Below are 16,167 nucleotides of genomic sequence, written 5' to 3'. Positions count from 1 at the left end.
GTTTTAATTGGTTTTTATATGCTAGGTATAAATGCTTTTGTTTGTGTCGACAAGCCTTCCGCGATAACTGCTTGCTCATAAATCCGCGCTTCAGCCAAAGCATAAGGATTAAAAGATTCCGTCACCAAAATCGAGGCCATATGCGCCACCACATTCATATGGCACACCACCACAATAGACTCATACGGCAAATGTGATAACCATTCCACAGCCGCTTTTGCATCATCATCGGGCTTAATAGTATTGCAAATTACAACAGGCACATCCGCAAAGTGCTGTTTGATGTGTGCCAATGTTTCCTGCGCACGCAGCAATGGGCTAACCACAAAGACATCAGGCTGGATGCGTGACTTTAAAAAGTCAGCAGTTTGCTCTGCCTGTGCATGCCCACGTTCGGTGAGTGGACGTTTAGTGTCATTCCCCATGATCGGTGGCGCAGCTTCGCCATGACGTACCAAAGTCAGTTGCATAAAAAATCCTTATTCAAATCCTGATTATTTTAATTAATTTTTATGACAATTCAGTCACTCTATCCACTTAAACGCTCATCTTATTTCGGTTTTTAAGTGACTTTAAACCTCATGATGCGGCAAAACAAACTCCACATCACTGCGGTGTCCATTTTTCATTAAGGATAATGCAATTGTCATTGGTGGCGCATTTTCAAAAATAACACTGTATAAAGCGCTAGTAATCGGCATATACACATCTAGCTCTTCAGAACGTGCTTTGACTTGTACAATGGTGTTAATGCCTTCTGCTGTTTGTCCCAATTCAGTGGTCGCCTGTTCCAAACTCTTGCCTTGCCCCAGTGCAAAACCGACTTGATAGTTGCGACTCAGTGGGCTGCTACACGTTGCAAATAAATCACCGACACCAGACAAACCTAAGAAGGTCAGTGGATTTGCCCCTAACTTCACAGCAAAACGACTCATTTCCGCCAAAGCACGAGTCAAAATCATACTCTTGGTATTTTCACCGACTTTGTATGCAGCAGCCATTCCCATCGCAACCGCATAAATGTTTTTAAGCGCACCGCCGAGTTCTACACCATGCACATCATCACTGGCGAAAACACGGAACAAGGCACTATGCAAAGCTTGTTGTACAGCGTAACGCACTAAGTCAGACTGGCTTGCTATAACTGTTCCCGCTGGTTGTCCTGCCACAATTTCCTTGGCTAAGTTTGGCCCAGATAACACGCCATAAGGCACTTCTGGTAACTCTGAGCGAATAATGTCACTCATAAAACTAAAAGTATTCGCTTCAATACCCTTGGTCAAAGACACCACGGCTTGCGAAGTAATAAACGGTTTTATTTGTTTAAGGACATCACGAAAAGAATGACTCGGAATCGCCACCAAAATAATGTCGCGATCACGAACCGCCTCTTCTATATTTGAAACTGCACGTAAACCATCTTCAAGTTTAAAATCGGGCAAATAGCGTTTATTCACATGTGTCGCATTGATATCAGCCGCAACCGCTTCATCACGAATCCAAATCATGGTATCGCAGCCATTACGAACGGCGGTATTCGCCATGGCCGTCCCAAAACTACCACCACCCAAAACGGTAATACGTAGTGCCGTTTTTTGATCTACTGCTACAGGTTCAACCAAATCTGAAAACTTTAACTCTGACATTATTTTTATATCCTAAAATGGAACTATTGATTCCAATAACTTACATAATCTTGGGTTTGAATTTCGGCACGTGGCGGAATCGCTTTAACTGCCGTACCAATATATAAAATACCTGAGATCAAATCATCTGCGCTGAGGCCTAAAACCTGTTTGAAATGCACCGATTCCACCACTGCCCCACTACGCCACATACTCGAAAAACCTTGAGCTTGTAAGGACAAAATAAAATTCTGAATAGCAGCCCCACTACTTAAAGTCTGCTCAAAATTAGGGACTTTCGGATGCGATTGAAATTTAGTCAGCGCCAAAACCAGTAATGGGGCACGAAAAGGATGATTTTTAACACGCTCTAACTGTGCTGATTCCGTTTCGCCCAAATCAGCCAAGGCTTGTGACAATAACTCACCAAATGCCTCACGTTGATCTTCAGCAATTACGATAAAACGTGTCGGCTTTAAACGATGATGATCTGGTGCAGTCAATGCGGCTTGAAATGCCCGCTCTAATTGTTCTGCATTGGGAGCAGGCTCGACCAAATGGCCAATCGATTGACGTTGATGCATATTCTGGTGAACGATATCTACCGCGAGTTCCGTCATTAGGCTCTTAATCTTTCAAATTAAACAATACGTTTTAGAGTAGCACACTCTGAAAAGTTTGCTCTAGCGCTTCAGTATGAAATACCCAGTTTTGGCAAAACTAATTTTAAAATTCTGAGCACTTTTTAAACTGTTCGATAAGACTGCATTTTTCATACATTTCTTACATGATTCATCCTACAAGCTATGTTCCAATAAACAAGGATTTAATAAAACATGACTGGGGTATGAAATGAAAAAGAATATCGCTATTGCTGGAGCAGCAGCACTAACACTACTTCTAAGCGCTTGTGCATCAACACCAAGCAACTCTTTAGCGATCCAAAAAGCTGACAATCAATACGAAGTTACGGGTATTGGTAAAACTGCATTGATTGCAAAAAACAACGCCATTGAAGCAGCAGCTAAAACGTGTGGCTCTAAAGCAACGGCGATTGTGAGTGATGAAAAAACTGAATATCAAGGTGCTTTAAAAGGCGTCGTGAGCGATGAAACTGGAAAAATGATTCAAGCAGCCGCATCTGTACTAGGTTCTATTTCGGGTACAAACTCAGGCATTAACCAAGACAGTGACTATCAAACAATCCTGACTTTTTCGTGTAAAGCAAAATAAAGATGCCATAAAAAAACCGCTCATCTGAGCGGTTTTTTTACACCAATCACTTCAAACGATTAGCAATAGCCTTCTAAACGTGTCAGTGGCAGTTTTTGCCCAATGGCTTTTTCAATTTCGGGTAAATAGAACGCATCATCTTCAGATAAGAAACTAATACTCACACCACGCGTACCTGCGCGACCCGTACGACCAATACGGTGTACATAGTCATCCGACTGTTCAGGTAACGTAAAATTCACCACATGTGATACACCATCCACATGGATACCACGACCTGCAACATCGGTTGCAATCATGATGTTATGTTGACCATTTTTAAATTGGTCTAGCATTTTCAGACGTTTGTCTTGAGCAATTTCACCTGATAACATCACTACTTTATAGCCATCACGCTTTAAGTTGTCATAGAGCTTACGCACTTGATCGCGACGATTTGCGAAAATCATCACTTTTTCAATGGGCTCATCACGCAGAATGTCTTGTAGCAATTTATATTTATCAGACTTTGCGACCATGTAGACACGTTGTTCAACGTCTGCATTGGTCTTCTTCTCTGGCTCAATTTCAACAGTTACAGGTTCAAACAACCATTGCTGCGCAAGGTTTAAAACATCGTAACTAAACGTTGCAGAGAACATCAGAGTCTGACGTTGTTCCTTACGCGGTGAGAAACGAACAATACGTTTTACTGAAGGAATAAAGCCCATATCCAATAAGCGATCGGCTTCATCAATCACCAAAAACTCAATTTGGTCGAGCCAAACTTCTTTTTGCTCAACAAAGTCAATCAGACGACCTGGCGTCGCCACCATAATATCGACAGGTTTTTTATCGAGTTGTGCTTTTTGTTTATCAAAGTCAACGCCGCCTAAAAGCGTCACGACATGTAAATCTGAGAATTTTGTGAGTTCTTTCGCATCGCTTTCAATTTGCAGTGCAAGCTCACGGGTCGGTGCTAAAATCAAGGCGCGAGGTTCACCGCGGTAGCGCTGCTCTTGAATTGGGTTATTCAGCAAGTCGTTAATCACACTCACCAAAAATGCCGCTGTTTTACCGGTTCCCGTTTGCGCACGACCAATTGCATCGTGTCCCGCCAAAGTGAATTTTAAAACCTTTTGCTGAATAGGCGTCATATCCTTAAAACCTAAAGCATCAATAGCTCGTTTAAGTTGAGGATGTAAATTTAAGGTTTCAAAACCTGATGACATATAAGTGCGCTCTGACGAAAAATCACGAAAATTGATCTGTAGTATAAACAAAAACGCCCCAATTTACATTGGGGCGTTTTAAAGTACGTTCAGACAATTAGTCTAAAGGTTGTACTTCTTCAGCTTGGAAGCCTTTTTGACCTTTTACAACGCTGAATTCAACGCGTTGGCCGTCACGTAGTGAACGGTGGCCGTCGCCTTGGATTGCACGGAAGTGAACGAATACATCGTCGCCGCCATTGCGTTGGATAAAGCCGAAGCCTTTAGTGTCGTTGAACCATTTAACTACGCCTTGTTCACGAGCTGTCATAAGTTAATCCTCATTGTATCTAAAAGAAGGACCACCCGGTGTTGCAAACAGCAGACCAAACAAGGTTTAAAAATATTTATTATTTCTAAGCTTGTAATCATTCTGTATAACTATTAACAAAATCCCGGTTACATCCATTTGTAAAATAGGATTTAAAACAATTTATGGTTGTGTTAAATCCCAGTACGCGACGAGCTTAACATGGGTTAAAAACAATTCATACCCTTTTTTTGATTAATCGTCTTTTTAATTCAGCATATTTTTTAACTAGTTATTTGTAATTTTAGATATAGCGACTATAGACCTATAACACATGAAATATTTGGGTTTTGGCACTGAATTTGCTAATATTTCTACCCACCTAAATATTGTGAAGCCTGCCTTAGCTATATGAGTGATATCGAACAAAATACCAACATTATTGATGCAATGGGGCAACCATGTCCTATGCCTCTGTTGTTGCTTAAACGCGCACTTAAAAAGAGTCCAGCGCAGCATTTTCTATTAAAATCGTCTGATCCACACAGTCAGATCGATATCACGCGTTATTGCGAAATTCATCATTTAACTTGCGTTTTGAAACAAATTAATGAGCATGAATTTCACTACTTCATTGAATCTTAATTCTTTTCAATTACACTAAGTCTATTCACATTTGCATAAAAGTTTACATTTCTATACCCAATTTTCCATTATTCAGTGGAAGATTGGATTAAGATAAATTCAATTGTTGGGTAAAAATGAAATCCCTAAGGAGAACACATGAGTGACAGCAGCAATCAATTGATGCCCCTGTCATTATCGGCACCAGGTGTAAACTTGGGCGCTTATATTAGTACTGTCAACCAAATCCCGATTTTGACAGCGGAACAAGAAAAAGAGTTAGCTGAACGCTACTATTATGACCAAGACCTAGATGCCGCTAAACTTTTAGTCATGTCGCATCTACGTTTTGTGGTTCATATTGCCCGCAGTTATGCAGGCTACGGCTTACCTCAAGGCGACCTCATTCAAGAAGGTAACTTGGGCTTAATGAAAGCCGTTAAACGCTTCGACCCAAACATGGGCGTACGCTTGGTCTCTTTTGCGGTGCACTGGATTAAAGCCGAAATTCACGAATATGTGATTCGTAACTGGCGTATTGTCAAAATTGCGACGACTAAAGCACAACGTAAACTGTTCTTTAATTTACGTAGTCTAAAAAAATCGTCTAAAAAGCTCACTCTAAAAGAAGCGCAATCGATTGCAAATGACCTCAATGTAACACCTGAACAAGTGTTGGAAATGGAAGGTCGTTTAACTGCTTATGATGCAGCATTTGAAGCTCAGGGTGATGATGACGATGAAGGTTCAACCCATGTTGCACCTGCCCTCTATCTTGAAGATAACCGCTACGACCCAGCGCGTTTGGCTGAAGAAGAAGATTACGAAGAACAAAGCACCAATGCTCTGCATGATGCGATGGAACAACTTGATGATCGTTCACGTAATATTTTACAGCGCCGTTGGTTAGATGATGAAAAATCGACGCTGCACGAACTGGCTGCTGAATATAATGTTTCCGCAGAACGTATTCGTCAGCTTGAAAAAAATGCCATGGAAAAAATTAAAGTGGCGATGTCATCAAACTAAGATGATACCAATACAGAAAAGGGCGAAATGCCCTTTTCTTTTTACCAATAAATGAGGCTTTTTGTCTTTTAACCTTTCTTCAAAATATGCTACTTTGTTGCGCACAGTGATATAAGTAAAGCATTGCATATGTGGATTGCGATTTCAGCGCTGAATTTAGCGTTTGCCGTTATATTAGGTGCCTTTGGCGCACATGGTCTCAAAGCACGTGCTACTGAAGCCCAATTGGCTTGGTGGCAAACTGCAACTGATTACTTTTTTTACCATGCGCTTGGTTTATTGGCGCTCGGCATTTTGGCCAAAGTCCTTCCCAAGCTTCCCATCAAAATCAGCTTTTTACTGATTCAAGTCGGCATCTTCTTTTTCTGTGGTTCCCTCTATGTCATGGCATTGGGCTTACCGCGTGGCCTAGGTGCGATTACCCCGATTGGTGGGGCATTGATGATTGCAGGTTGGTTGGTTCTGGCATGGAATGCCATGAAATATGCCAAGTAAACAACTAGAGATGAGCACCATGCAAATTTATTTAAACGGCGAACTACAGCACACCGAATGTAAAAACCTGCTTGAACTGGTGCAAACCTTTGCACTTGAAGGCAAACGTTTTGCTGTTGAGCAAAACGAAAACATTATTAGTAAAAGTAAATTGGAACACACTCCAATTTGTGCAATGGATCGAATTGAAATTATTCATGCCGTCGGTGGCGGTTAATACGGAGTTCACATGCAAGACAGCCCTCTCATCATTGGTTCTAGATCATTTCAATCTCGTCTACTGGTGGGCACAGGTAAATATAAAGACCTGCAAGAAACCGATTTGGCCATTCAAGCCAGTGGCGCAGAAATCGTGACGGTTGCGATTCGTCGCGTCAATATTGGTCAACACCCCGGCCAACCAAACTTATTGTCCGTGGTCCCACCTGAAAAATACACCATTCTCCCGAATACAGCAGGCTGCTTTGATGCCAATAGTGCCGTGCGTACCTGTATGTTGGCGCGTGAATTATTAGACGGTCATAACTTGGTGAAGCTTGAAGTATTGGGCGATGAAAAAACGCTATATCCAAACATTACCGAAACATTGAAAGCGGCACGTACCTTGATTGACGATGGTTTTGAAATCATGGTCTATACCTCGGATGACCCAATTGTGGCGCAAGAACTTGAAAGCATGGGCTGCGTTGCCATCATGCCTTTAGGCAGTTTGATTGGTTCTGGTCTAGGAATTTTGAATCCACACACGATTTCTATTATTAAAGAAAATGCCAAAGTGCCAGTATTGGTGGATGCTGGTGTGGGAACGGCAAGCGATGCAGCCATTGCCATGGAACTCGGCTGTGATGGCGTGTTGATGAATACCGCGATTGCTGCCGCTCAGCAGCCAATTTTAATGGCTTCTGCTATGAAAAAAGCAGTTGAAGCGGGTCGAGAAGCATTTCTCGCAGGCCGTATGCCTCGCAAACGTATGGCCAACGCAAGCTCACCAGAAACAGGTTATTTCTTTAAATAATCTCTTAATCTGTTTTAAGCGATAAAAAGGATTCTTCGGAGTCCTTTTTTATTTATTTCAACACTAGGACAACACTTTATGATGACCTAGGTTGTAGGGACATTTCGCCACACGCTTTGATACACTCAACCATCTTTATTTATTAACATCGATAACCATATAAAAATGAGAGGAAACGATGCCCATGCAAAAATGGATCAGACCAACACTCATACTCAACACCCTATTTTTCATAACACTCACAAGCAATGCTTGGGCCAAAGCAGAGGCAAAACCGACTCTCAAAACGAGCTACCAATCTTTTGTGGCAACAAACTGGAAGGTTTTAGAAAAAGTCCAAGGCGATTTAAACCAAGATGGTCAAGCGGATATTGCCCTGATTATTGAAGACACCAATCCTGAACATTTCGTTAAAAATGATCGCTTAGGGAGTGATGTCCTCAATATCAATGAACGAAAGCTTTTGGTTTTATTGAAGCAAACACATGGTTATCAACTTGCGGCGACTAATACTACTTTGCCGACAGAAGGTGACATAGAGTCCCCTTGCCTCGCTGATCCACTCGGTGAGACTGAAGCGTTAAGCATTCAAAAAGGTGTGCTCAAGGTTCATCTGCACTACTGGTTAAGCTGTGGTTCGTGGTATGTGACCAATCACACGTATACCTTTCGATACCAAGACCGCACATTTAAACTGATTGGTTATGATGTCAACGATTTCCACCGTGCATCAGGCGACATCACGGCGCGAAGTATCAACTTTATGACAGGTAAAGTAAAAAATACGACAGGTGAAAATGAGTTTGCTGAAACAACACAACCTGTCAAAGTTCAATGGACAACACTCAAACAGCGCTACGCATTGAAACTCGAACAGGTTCAGTTCAATGAGCTACTGGAGTTTAAATAAACAGAGCAAAGAAAAGCGCTGTCAAACTCATATGCATCACTTATTGCGCTTCTAAAATACGAATTTGCACATGAGCAACTGCACCTTTGGTTGCTTGAGCATGTTGCTGCATATTGACACTGTGCATATGGGTTTCTAAATGCTGCATGCTTTCCCATTTTTCATACATCATGATTGAAAACGGTACTTTGGTTTGTAATGGACTCTCAACAGCAGGATGGTCGATATGCACATCATAGAGATGGCAACCGGGCTCTTGTAATACTTGCTCACGGATGTTGTTGAATGAATCAAGAACCGTTGTAAAATCTTGCTCTGAATGACAAATAATTTCAGCAATGACAGTTAACATGGTCACTTCTCCCGATTAAGCAAAAACTTGCGTCAAATGGTCACGGTACTGTGCCATATAGGCTTCAACTTCAGGTGCTTTAATCACATCATTCACAATAAACGTCGGTAAGGTTTGCATTCCTAAAAATTGATTGGCTTTGTGAAAAGGTAAATAAACCCCGTCGACCCCAACCCCATGGAAAAATTGTTCAGCATCATTAAATGCATCCATCGGTGCATTCCATGTCAACGACAGCATATAGTTTTTATCGTGAATCAGACCGCCTGAACCATACTTTTTTGAAGCATCGGAACGTGAGCGTCCATCATTGGCATACAGACTACCGTGCCCTTCGGTAAAGACATCATCGATATACTTTTTCACAGTCCATGGTGCACCCATCCACCAACCTGGCATTTGGTAAATCACGGTGTCTGCCCACAGAAATTTCTCCACTTCAACTTTTGTATCATATTCGCTGTCGGCGCGTGTCACTTGAACCTGATGTCCTAAGTCTAACAACACCTCTTGCGCAAGTTCAGTTAAGGTATCGTTTAACTGACCATTCGAGTGCGCAAAGGTTTTTGCACCGTTAATTAATAAAATATTTTTCATGGGAAGAGCCTAAAAGCCAAAATCTATATAGGCACTATAGAGACTCTGTTCTGCGCTAAAAAGTAGTGAATTTGCAAAATATTGTTGACTAAATATCAACAATAAACTTTAAAGTATAAAAAAAAAGCGCCTTTCGGCGCTTCTTCAATGCATCAAAATTAAGGAATTAGACCTTCATCTCGCATTGCAATTTGTACTGACTGACGTTCAGCCACTTTATTACGGATAAAGATAATATTTTTATACGGCGAAAAATCATGTTCGATGCCATTTGACCAATTGGTGAGGACAAATAAATACGCATCTGCGGGGCCAAAATTATCATCGACCAAATAGTCATGATCCGACTCGCCAATTTGTTTATCAATATAACTGAGTAAACGATCAATCTCAGCATAGGCTTTTTCTTTGGCAGCAGCATCTAATGGCGCACCGAAGAAAACAGCATAAGCATCGTGCAATTCAGAGTTTAAATAACCTAGCCATTCTAAAACTTTGGCACGCCCCAAACCCGATGGCGGAATAAGATCTTGTTTTGGATCATGTTGTGCTAAAAATGGCAAAATGGCTACATTTTCAGTCAGAATCAAACCTGGATTAATTTCTAAAGCGGGTACATATCCTTTTGGATTAATTTCGTAATAATCAGCACCTTTTTCTGTTTTATGTGTTTTTAAATCTACTCGGACTAAATCAAAGTCAACATTAATTTCATTGAGGATAATGTGCGCCGCAAGTGAGCACGCACCCGGTGCATAATAAAGCTTCATATCTGATCCTTGTTATAACTCTATTCTCTGTTTTAAATGGCTTCTAACAAACTTTCAAGTGATCAAAACCTGTAAATTGCAAAAAAGCGTAAACGAAAAATCATTCGTTCGCCTATTGAATATTGTCTAATTCACATTTTTTTTCAAGTACAACAACACTGCAATTTGCAACAGAGTTGTTTTAACATAGCTCCCTTGTCCCTAAAATGAATTTGATCTGTGATTAGCCTTAAAAAAGATGAATGGTTTTCTAACATTCGTACCGATGTTTTAGCAGGTTTAGTGGTAGGACTTGCACTGATTCCCGAATCTATTGCTTTTTCAGCAATTGCAGGTGTAGACCCTCAAGTCGGACTGTATGCCTCCTTTTGTATCGCAGTGAGCATTGCTTTTTTTGGTGGTCGTCCAGCCATGATTTCAGCAGCAACAGGCGCGATGGCCCTACTCATGATCACGCTGGTCAAAGAGCATGGCCTACAGTATTTACTGGCGACAACCATTCTCACTGGGGTCATTCAGATCGTTGCGGGTTATTTTAAAGTTGCCAAACTGATGCGTTTTGTGTCGCAGTCGGTGGTGTATGGTTTTTTAAATGCGCTGGCGATTTTAATCTTCATGGCACAACTTCCAGAGCTCAGCCAAATGAATCACTGGGGTTATGCATTTGTCGCACTTGGCCTCGCTGTAATTTATCTGTTTCCCTATCTGCCTAAAGTAGGGAAAACCATTCCTCCACCGCTCATTTGTATTCTCGTCCTGACCGCTTTGGCACTGTTTTTAGGCACGGATATGCGTATGGTCAGTGATTTAGGTCATTTCCCTGATACTTTACCTATTTTTCTACTACCAGATATTCCACTGACCTTTGAAACGCTGCAAATTGTCTTCCCTTATGCCATCACATTAGCGACCGTCGGTTTGCTTGAAAGCATGATGACCACCACAGTAGTGAATGAAGTCACAGGTACTGAAGGTGACCGTCATCAAGAATGTCGCGGACAAGGTATGGCCAATATTGTGAGCGGTTTTATGGGCGGTATGGCAGGCTGTGCAATGATCGGACAGTCTGTGATTAATGTCAGCTCAGGTGCACGTACTCGGCTTTCAACCTTAGTGGCTGGTGTGTTTTTACTGTGTTTGGTGGTGTTTTTTAAAGGCTGGCTGTCTTATATTCCAATGGCAGCTTTGGTTGCCATTATGATCATGGTGGCATTTACAACCTTCCAATGGGACTCAGTTAAAAACATCGCTAAACACCCGCTACAAAGTAATATGGTTATGCTGAGTGTCGTGATGATTGTCTTAGCCACACATAATCTTGCCTTGGGTGTCTTTGTCGGAGTTTTACTGTCCGCATTATTTTTCATCAATAAACTGGAAAGTACGGTTCATGTTCAGTCTGAACTGCATAACCATACCCGTCGCTATCTGGTAAGCGGTCAAATTTTCTTTAGTAGTTCAGAGAAATTCTTTCAGTTTTTTGACTTTAATGAACATATTCAGAAGGTTGAAATTGAACTCAGTAATGCACATATTTGGGATATGACTTCAGTCCAAATGTTAAATGCTGTAGTTGAAAAGTTTGAAGCCCAAGGTGTTGTGGTCGAGGTGTTAGGCTTAAATGAAGCCAGCACTACCCTCATTGACCGTATCAGCTCATAAAAGGTTTCAAATCATAAACAAATTAAAAGGGCGATGACGCCCTTTTATTATTATCCATAAAGCAAGTTAAGACTGATTCTTGCGACGTCTTAAACTGCCATACAAGGCCAAACCAATTAACCCTAATGCAGACCACAACCCTGTACTTCCCGCACTGGTTTTATCCTCATCGTTAACCACTGCATCGTTTAAGTCTAAATCCACAATCACGGGGTCATGGTCAGAAGAGCGGTAAGCATCGTCCGCATAGAATGCAGCAATTTGCTCCTCAGTTTTATATTCTTCGTTATAGTCTAGTGCCGTCGGTTCATCTGCATTGATATGCCATGCAAATGCTTTTTTCACCAAAGGATAAAGTGCTGCATCAGCAATCGCATGGTCTAAATTGCCTGCACCACCATAACCTTGGGTATTACTGGCTACGCCGAAAACATAGCTATAAGCTGCTTTCCCCTGACCAATTTTTTCATCATTCAACAATACTTTATAGTTGGCTTGTTCAAGCGCCAGAATTGGATCTTCTTTGGCATAACTGTTCATATCCCCCAACAGTAAGACATTCGGTTTACTTACCTGTGTTGGATTTTTCGCGACCCATTGCATTAACGCTTGTACCGCTTTAACGCGGGTTGGATTCCAGCAACCTTGACCATCGCCCTGATCTGCCTCTATCGAAATTTTATCATCTGGACAGCTACCTTTAGACTTCAAATGGTTCGGAATAACCGTAAAAGTCTTCCCACCTGATAAGGCTTGAAAGGTCTGTGCCATCGTGACTCTGTTTTTCTGGCTCTGGTCATCAAAGACCGCTGCAACATTGATTGGTTTGACCCGCTTGGCATTATAAATAATGGCAACAGCAATCGCATCAGTTCCAAGTTTGTCAGCATTCGGAGGCGTTACATATTTCCAGTCACTCCCCAGAGCTTGGGCTAAATAAGCAACTGCACTACGCTCGCCATAACCATTGTTGGCAATTTCCATCAGACCATAGACATCCGCATCAATCGCTTTTAATGCACTGACAATTTTCTGATGCTGCTTTTTAAACTCAGCTTCGGAACTTGCACCACGTTCCGTAGGAAAACCTTGTGCCAAACCATTGTCATAATTCAGTACATTAAATGCTGCAACACGAACTTGTTGTGTAGCCTTTGCTGGAACGCTTGCACGTGGGTTTGTCGCGTCTAAGACTTGTGGCGCTGTTGCACCAAGCACAGGTTGAATTCGCCATTGGTTATAGCGGTATTCTAAAATGCCTTGTACGTTTTGCAGTTGTGCACCTGTACGTAGGGTATTTTTAGCACTAAAAGCACTTGGCAACCACGGCGTTCTGTTCTGATTGTTATAGCCATCATCCAAAATAAGTTTAGAACGTAAATTCTGTTGTGCCAGCGCTTTGGCTTCCGTTGAATGGGCAGGATATAAATTGGTTGGGATATATAAACGCGCGGGGCTTAAAGCCAACTGACCATAACGTCCATAGTCATAGTTTTCACTGACCGTTAGGGTTTGAGGAATATTGACCAACATGCCTTGATAGCGTTTTGGTGCATGGCCTGAAGTTTCAGTCAAATTATCAAAAGGCAAATTGATCGCCATTGGTTTAACCAAGTCACTCGCCGAAGGATTACAGACATTAATATCGCTGCTTAAATCTTGAAGCTGTAATTGGTTTTGATAGGTTTTCAATTTGCCTTTGAAAATGACTTCCTGCCCGACTTGCCCACCTGTCACGCTACTTGAAGAGGGAACATAGACAAACACCGCATTACTGGTATTGGCTTGGGCTTGAACATCTGATGTTTGTACAAAGAAACCTGAGAAACCATTGCTATAACGATAATCAGCCGTAATTACGCCTTTCACCACATATTCCTCATCTTGCGCTGCACTTTGCAATGTCGCAATTGGGGTAGCTGTCGTACTACAGCTCACAGCGGTTAGGGAGGGTGCTGTATTTCCAGCAAGATAACTGGAAAATGCATTTCGGTCTGACCATTTTTCCCATGCCGATGCCAAATCAAACGGCGCGGTAACATCAATCCCCCTACTAGAAACATTATTGCTTAATAATGTGCGTTTAAAACTATTCGCTGTTGCAACACTACCCCATCCAGTGCTTGGTCTTTCGCCCACTGTACCAAAGCGGTCAATCGCAACGCCATTATGATAAAGCACCAAAGTGTCGTCACCATTGAAAGCTAAGTTCGCCTGCTGTTGCACCGCATCGCCTAGAGCTTCTTTTAAAGCAGAATGCCCGACCAAATAATGCCCCTTTGCCGCCAATTGACCTGTCAAACTCACTGTCAAATTTGCACTGGTCTCGCCATTTGCGTATTGCTTGATCTGATATTCTGCCAAGTTGACTGTCGTCGGATCTGGATTATAAATTTCCAATCCTTTCTTATTTTTGCTTCCATCTACATACTGACTAAACAATAGCTGCGCATACGCAGGAAAGGAACAACCCGCCAAAATCAGGCTCAGGCTTAATATCTGTGGCTTAAAATTCTTCATCATTTTTTATCAATTGGTTAAATCAGATGGCAGGTTAATTTTTATTCGTTACATCATGATTAATAAATAATGACAATTTCTAGGCTGCGCAAACATGGTGGTGCTGAATTTAATAAATTCTGAGTAAAAAATTTGACTTGTCCTGCTCAGGACTTACAATACCGCTTTCGAATTTCTACATCTGCCAAAATTATGACGAATGATCAATTAGACCAGCAAGTCGTCGAGCTAGACAACTTAAATGAACACCGCGAAATTGTGACATTTATGCGTCGTTCATCTCCGCTGAACACCTCGCAACGCACTGCGCTTGAACAATATGGTCACATGATTTTGGAATACCCTGTAGGTGACCTACGCCAACAGTTTGAACATCCAGAGCGCCCGCTCACGGTTGAAATTGGCTTTGGTATGGGACGTTCATTGGTCTTGATGGCGCAGGCCAACCCTGAACGTAACTATGTCGGGATTGAAGTGCATGTTCCAGGGATCGCGCAATGTGTGTATGAAGCTGGAATTGCAGGCTTAACCAATCTTCGTCTTTTAGATGCAGATGCCATTCAAGTCTTACGTGAAATGCCAGACAACAGCATCAATGCTGTGCAACTGTACTTCCCAGACCCATGGCAGAAAAAACGTCACTTCAAACGTCGCTTCGTATCCCATGACCGTATGCCACTGGTTGAGCAAAAGTTAGAAATGGGTGGCACATTCCACGCAGCGACAGACTGGGAACCATATGCAGAATGGATGATTGATGTACTCGATAACCGTCCAAATCTTGAAAATATGGCAGGAAAAGGCAACAGCTACCCACGTCCAGACTGGCGTCCACAAACTAAATTTGAACGTCGTGGACTCGAAGAAGGTCATAAGATCAACGACTTCTTATTTAAGAAAATTAAATAAATTTTAGATCTCATAAAAATAGGGCCTAGAGCCCTATTTTTATGGCCGATGTTTTAAAACACATGCCGAATTTCAACCGTTGGATCATGTTCATCCAAACGTTTTGCCAAAATATGTAAACGTCGTGTCGGCACTGCGGGAAACAAATGATGCTCCACATGATAAAACATGTTGTAGGTCACGATCCGTTTAAACTCATTACGCACAGTACGCGCCATATAGACATGATCTTCCGTATCATGATGCACCGTCCACACTGCAAAAAATGCCGTCATACATTGCCCAATCAACATGGCACTGACATGGTATTTTAAAATACTGATATCCAAGACCATAAAAACCAAAAACAATACAATGACGTTGGCAACCAGCTCAGCAGACATCCATTTTTTCTGGGTTTTAGTCCCAACCTCAAAGGCTTTTTTATGCAACATCCATGGAAAAACAGGGCCAAAAAGTAAAGCTTGCCACCACTTCATGGTTGCACTTTTCGCCTCAATATCCTCATCCTGCATACAGTGCTGATGGTGGCGGAGGTGATTAATTTGTACCGCATGCATCGAACCGAGCATAACGATGCTCAAAACAAACATAACCCAATGGGTCGCAGGTCGGCCAATGCCTAAGGCAAAATGAAAAGCGTTATGCACCTGTCTGAGCCCTGTTAAGAAAAACATAAACGAGCAAAACAGCGCCAATACATACCACTGTAAACTTGCAAAAATGAATGAGACAATCAACCACGGCAAAGAGATAAATAACTCACTGATCACATCGGTACGGCCTAACTGAACAAGATCTTTCCACTGCACTTGTTCTAATAATGAATGTGAACGCATACGCCCTCTATTTGTTTATATTTATTTTAAGTAACACTGTACCGAATCTTAGGGCATAAAAAAAGCCACGTTTTCAGTGGCTTTGCT

Annotated in this window: 19 protein-coding genes; 9 read left to right on the top strand and 10 right to left on the bottom strand. The window is 41.9% G+C overall.

Annotated elements, in window-relative coordinates; translation table 11 throughout:
* Nucleotides 1–14: 14 nt before the first annotated feature.
* The 3 genes from AC4MDD_RS06045 to AC4MDD_RS06035 all read right to left on the bottom strand — a co-directional run bounded on the left by AC4MDD_RS06045 (nt 15) and on the right by AC4MDD_RS06035 (nt 2,245).
* Nucleotides 15–470 carry a phosphoglycerate mutase family protein gene (locus AC4MDD_RS06045; RefSeq protein WP_005400615.1) on the bottom strand — a complete coding sequence of 152 codons (456 nt, stop codon included), beginning with the start codon at nt 468–470 and terminating at the stop codon, nt 15–17.
* Between the two features lie 102 nt (nt 471–572).
* Nucleotides 573–1,646, bottom strand: coding sequence for an NAD(P)H-dependent glycerol-3-phosphate dehydrogenase (locus AC4MDD_RS06040; protein ID WP_004982230.1), 1,074 nt, complete (start codon nt 1,644–1,646; stop codon nt 573–575).
* Between the two features lie 23 nt (nt 1,647–1,669).
* Nucleotides 1,670–2,245, bottom strand: coding sequence for a nitroreductase family protein (locus tag AC4MDD_RS06035; RefSeq protein WP_005400613.1), 576 nt, complete (start codon nt 2,243–2,245; stop codon nt 1,670–1,672).
* Between the two features lie 232 nt (nt 2,246–2,477).
* On the opposite strand from AC4MDD_RS06035, the gene AC4MDD_RS06030 reads away from it, so the two are divergent.
* Nucleotides 2,478–2,858 (top strand): hypothetical protein, encoded by a 381-nt coding sequence (locus AC4MDD_RS06030; RefSeq protein ID WP_004982234.1) that lies wholly within the window; start codon nt 2,478–2,480, stop codon nt 2,856–2,858.
* A gap of 59 nt (nt 2,859–2,917) precedes the next feature.
* Here AC4MDD_RS06030 and rhlB read toward each other — a convergent pair whose 3' ends face one another.
* Nucleotides 2,918–4,069 (bottom strand): ATP-dependent RNA helicase RhlB, encoded by a 1,152-nt coding sequence (rhlB, locus tag AC4MDD_RS06025; protein ID WP_005400612.1) that lies wholly within the window; start codon nt 4,067–4,069, stop codon nt 2,918–2,920.
* A 97-nt stretch (nt 4,070–4,166) separates the two neighbouring features.
* A complete protein-coding gene (locus AC4MDD_RS06020; RefSeq protein WP_004648643.1) occupies nt 4,167–4,379 on the bottom strand; it encodes a cold-shock protein in 213 nt (70 codons plus the stop codon).
* A gap of 390 nt (nt 4,380–4,769) precedes the next feature.
* Here AC4MDD_RS06020 and AC4MDD_RS06015 point away from each other — a divergent pair, with 390 nt between their 5' ends.
* From AC4MDD_RS06015 to AC4MDD_RS05990, 6 genes are all read left to right on the top strand, one after another.
* On the top strand, nt 4,770–5,003 hold the full coding sequence (locus AC4MDD_RS06015) for a sulfurtransferase TusA family protein (protein ID WP_004696251.1): 234 nt from the start codon (nt 4,770–4,772) through the stop codon (nt 5,001–5,003).
* A 138-nt stretch (nt 5,004–5,141) separates the two neighbouring features.
* Nucleotides 5,142–6,011, top strand: coding sequence for an RNA polymerase sigma factor RpoH (rpoH, locus tag AC4MDD_RS06010; RefSeq protein ID WP_004982243.1), 870 nt, complete (start codon nt 5,142–5,144; stop codon nt 6,009–6,011).
* Between the two features lie 129 nt (nt 6,012–6,140).
* Complete coding sequence (locus AC4MDD_RS06005) at nt 6,141–6,506, top strand: DUF423 domain-containing protein (RefSeq protein ID WP_004696247.1); 366 nt, start codon at nt 6,141–6,143, stop codon at nt 6,504–6,506.
* A 19-nt stretch (nt 6,507–6,525) separates the two neighbouring features.
* On the top strand, nt 6,526–6,723 hold the full coding sequence (thiS, locus tag AC4MDD_RS06000) for a sulfur carrier protein ThiS (protein WP_004696245.1): 198 nt from the start codon (nt 6,526–6,528) through the stop codon (nt 6,721–6,723).
* Nucleotides 6,724–6,735: 12 nt separating this feature from the next.
* A complete protein-coding gene (locus AC4MDD_RS05995) occupies nt 6,736–7,521 on the top strand; it encodes a thiazole synthase (RefSeq protein ID WP_078426210.1) in 786 nt (261 codons plus the stop codon).
* Nucleotides 7,522–7,705: 184 nt separating this feature from the next.
* Nucleotides 7,706–8,431 (top strand): hypothetical protein, encoded by a 726-nt coding sequence (locus AC4MDD_RS05990; RefSeq protein ID WP_078426240.1) that lies wholly within the window; start codon nt 7,706–7,708, stop codon nt 8,429–8,431.
* A 40-nt stretch (nt 8,432–8,471) separates the two neighbouring features.
* On the opposite strand, the gene AC4MDD_RS05985 is transcribed toward AC4MDD_RS05990, so the two are convergent.
* From AC4MDD_RS05985 to AC4MDD_RS05975, 3 genes are all read right to left on the bottom strand, one after another.
* Nucleotides 8,472–8,783, bottom strand: coding sequence for a putative quinol monooxygenase (locus tag AC4MDD_RS05985; protein WP_279690907.1), 312 nt, complete (start codon nt 8,781–8,783; stop codon nt 8,472–8,474).
* Between the two features lie 15 nt (nt 8,784–8,798).
* On the bottom strand, nt 8,799–9,380 hold the full coding sequence (locus tag AC4MDD_RS05980; protein ID WP_279690906.1) for an NAD(P)H-dependent oxidoreductase: 582 nt from the start codon (nt 9,378–9,380) through the stop codon (nt 8,799–8,801).
* A 158-nt stretch (nt 9,381–9,538) separates the two neighbouring features.
* The gene (locus AC4MDD_RS05975) at nt 9,539–10,150 is read right to left on the bottom strand and encodes a glutathione binding-like protein (protein ID WP_279690905.1); all 612 of its coding nucleotides are present in this window, start codon (nt 10,148–10,150) and stop codon (nt 9,539–9,541) included.
* A gap of 219 nt (nt 10,151–10,369) precedes the next feature.
* Here AC4MDD_RS05975 and AC4MDD_RS05970 point away from each other — a divergent pair, with 219 nt between their 5' ends.
* Nucleotides 10,370–11,812: a SulP family inorganic anion transporter gene (locus tag AC4MDD_RS05970; RefSeq protein WP_279690903.1), complete on the top strand. Its 1,443-nt coding sequence runs from the start codon at nt 10,370–10,372 to the stop codon at nt 11,810–11,812.
* Between the two features lie 66 nt (nt 11,813–11,878).
* Here the strand turns inward: AC4MDD_RS05970 and AC4MDD_RS05965 are convergent, their stop codons facing one another.
* Nucleotides 11,879–14,332 (bottom strand): ExeM/NucH family extracellular endonuclease, encoded by a 2,454-nt coding sequence (locus tag AC4MDD_RS05965; RefSeq protein ID WP_171263856.1) that lies wholly within the window; start codon nt 14,330–14,332, stop codon nt 11,879–11,881.
* A 192-nt stretch (nt 14,333–14,524) separates the two neighbouring features.
* Here AC4MDD_RS05965 and trmB point away from each other — a divergent pair, with 192 nt between their 5' ends.
* Nucleotides 14,525–15,241: a tRNA (guanosine(46)-N7)-methyltransferase TrmB gene (gene trmB, locus AC4MDD_RS05960; RefSeq protein WP_005400603.1), complete on the top strand. Its 717-nt coding sequence runs from the start codon at nt 14,525–14,527 to the stop codon at nt 15,239–15,241.
* Nucleotides 15,242–15,294: 53 nt separating this feature from the next.
* Here the strand turns inward: trmB and AC4MDD_RS05955 are convergent, their stop codons facing one another.
* Entirely contained in the window at nt 15,295–16,080 is a 786-nt protein-coding gene (locus tag AC4MDD_RS05955; protein WP_078388939.1) for a fatty acid desaturase family protein, read from the bottom strand.
* Nucleotides 16,081–16,167 lie beyond the last annotated feature (87 nt).

This window comes from Acinetobacter sp. CAU_H_29a_1, assembly GCF_058599505.1.
Note: the sequence above shows the minus strand (reverse complement) of the source record. Positions and strands in the feature narration are given on the sequence as shown.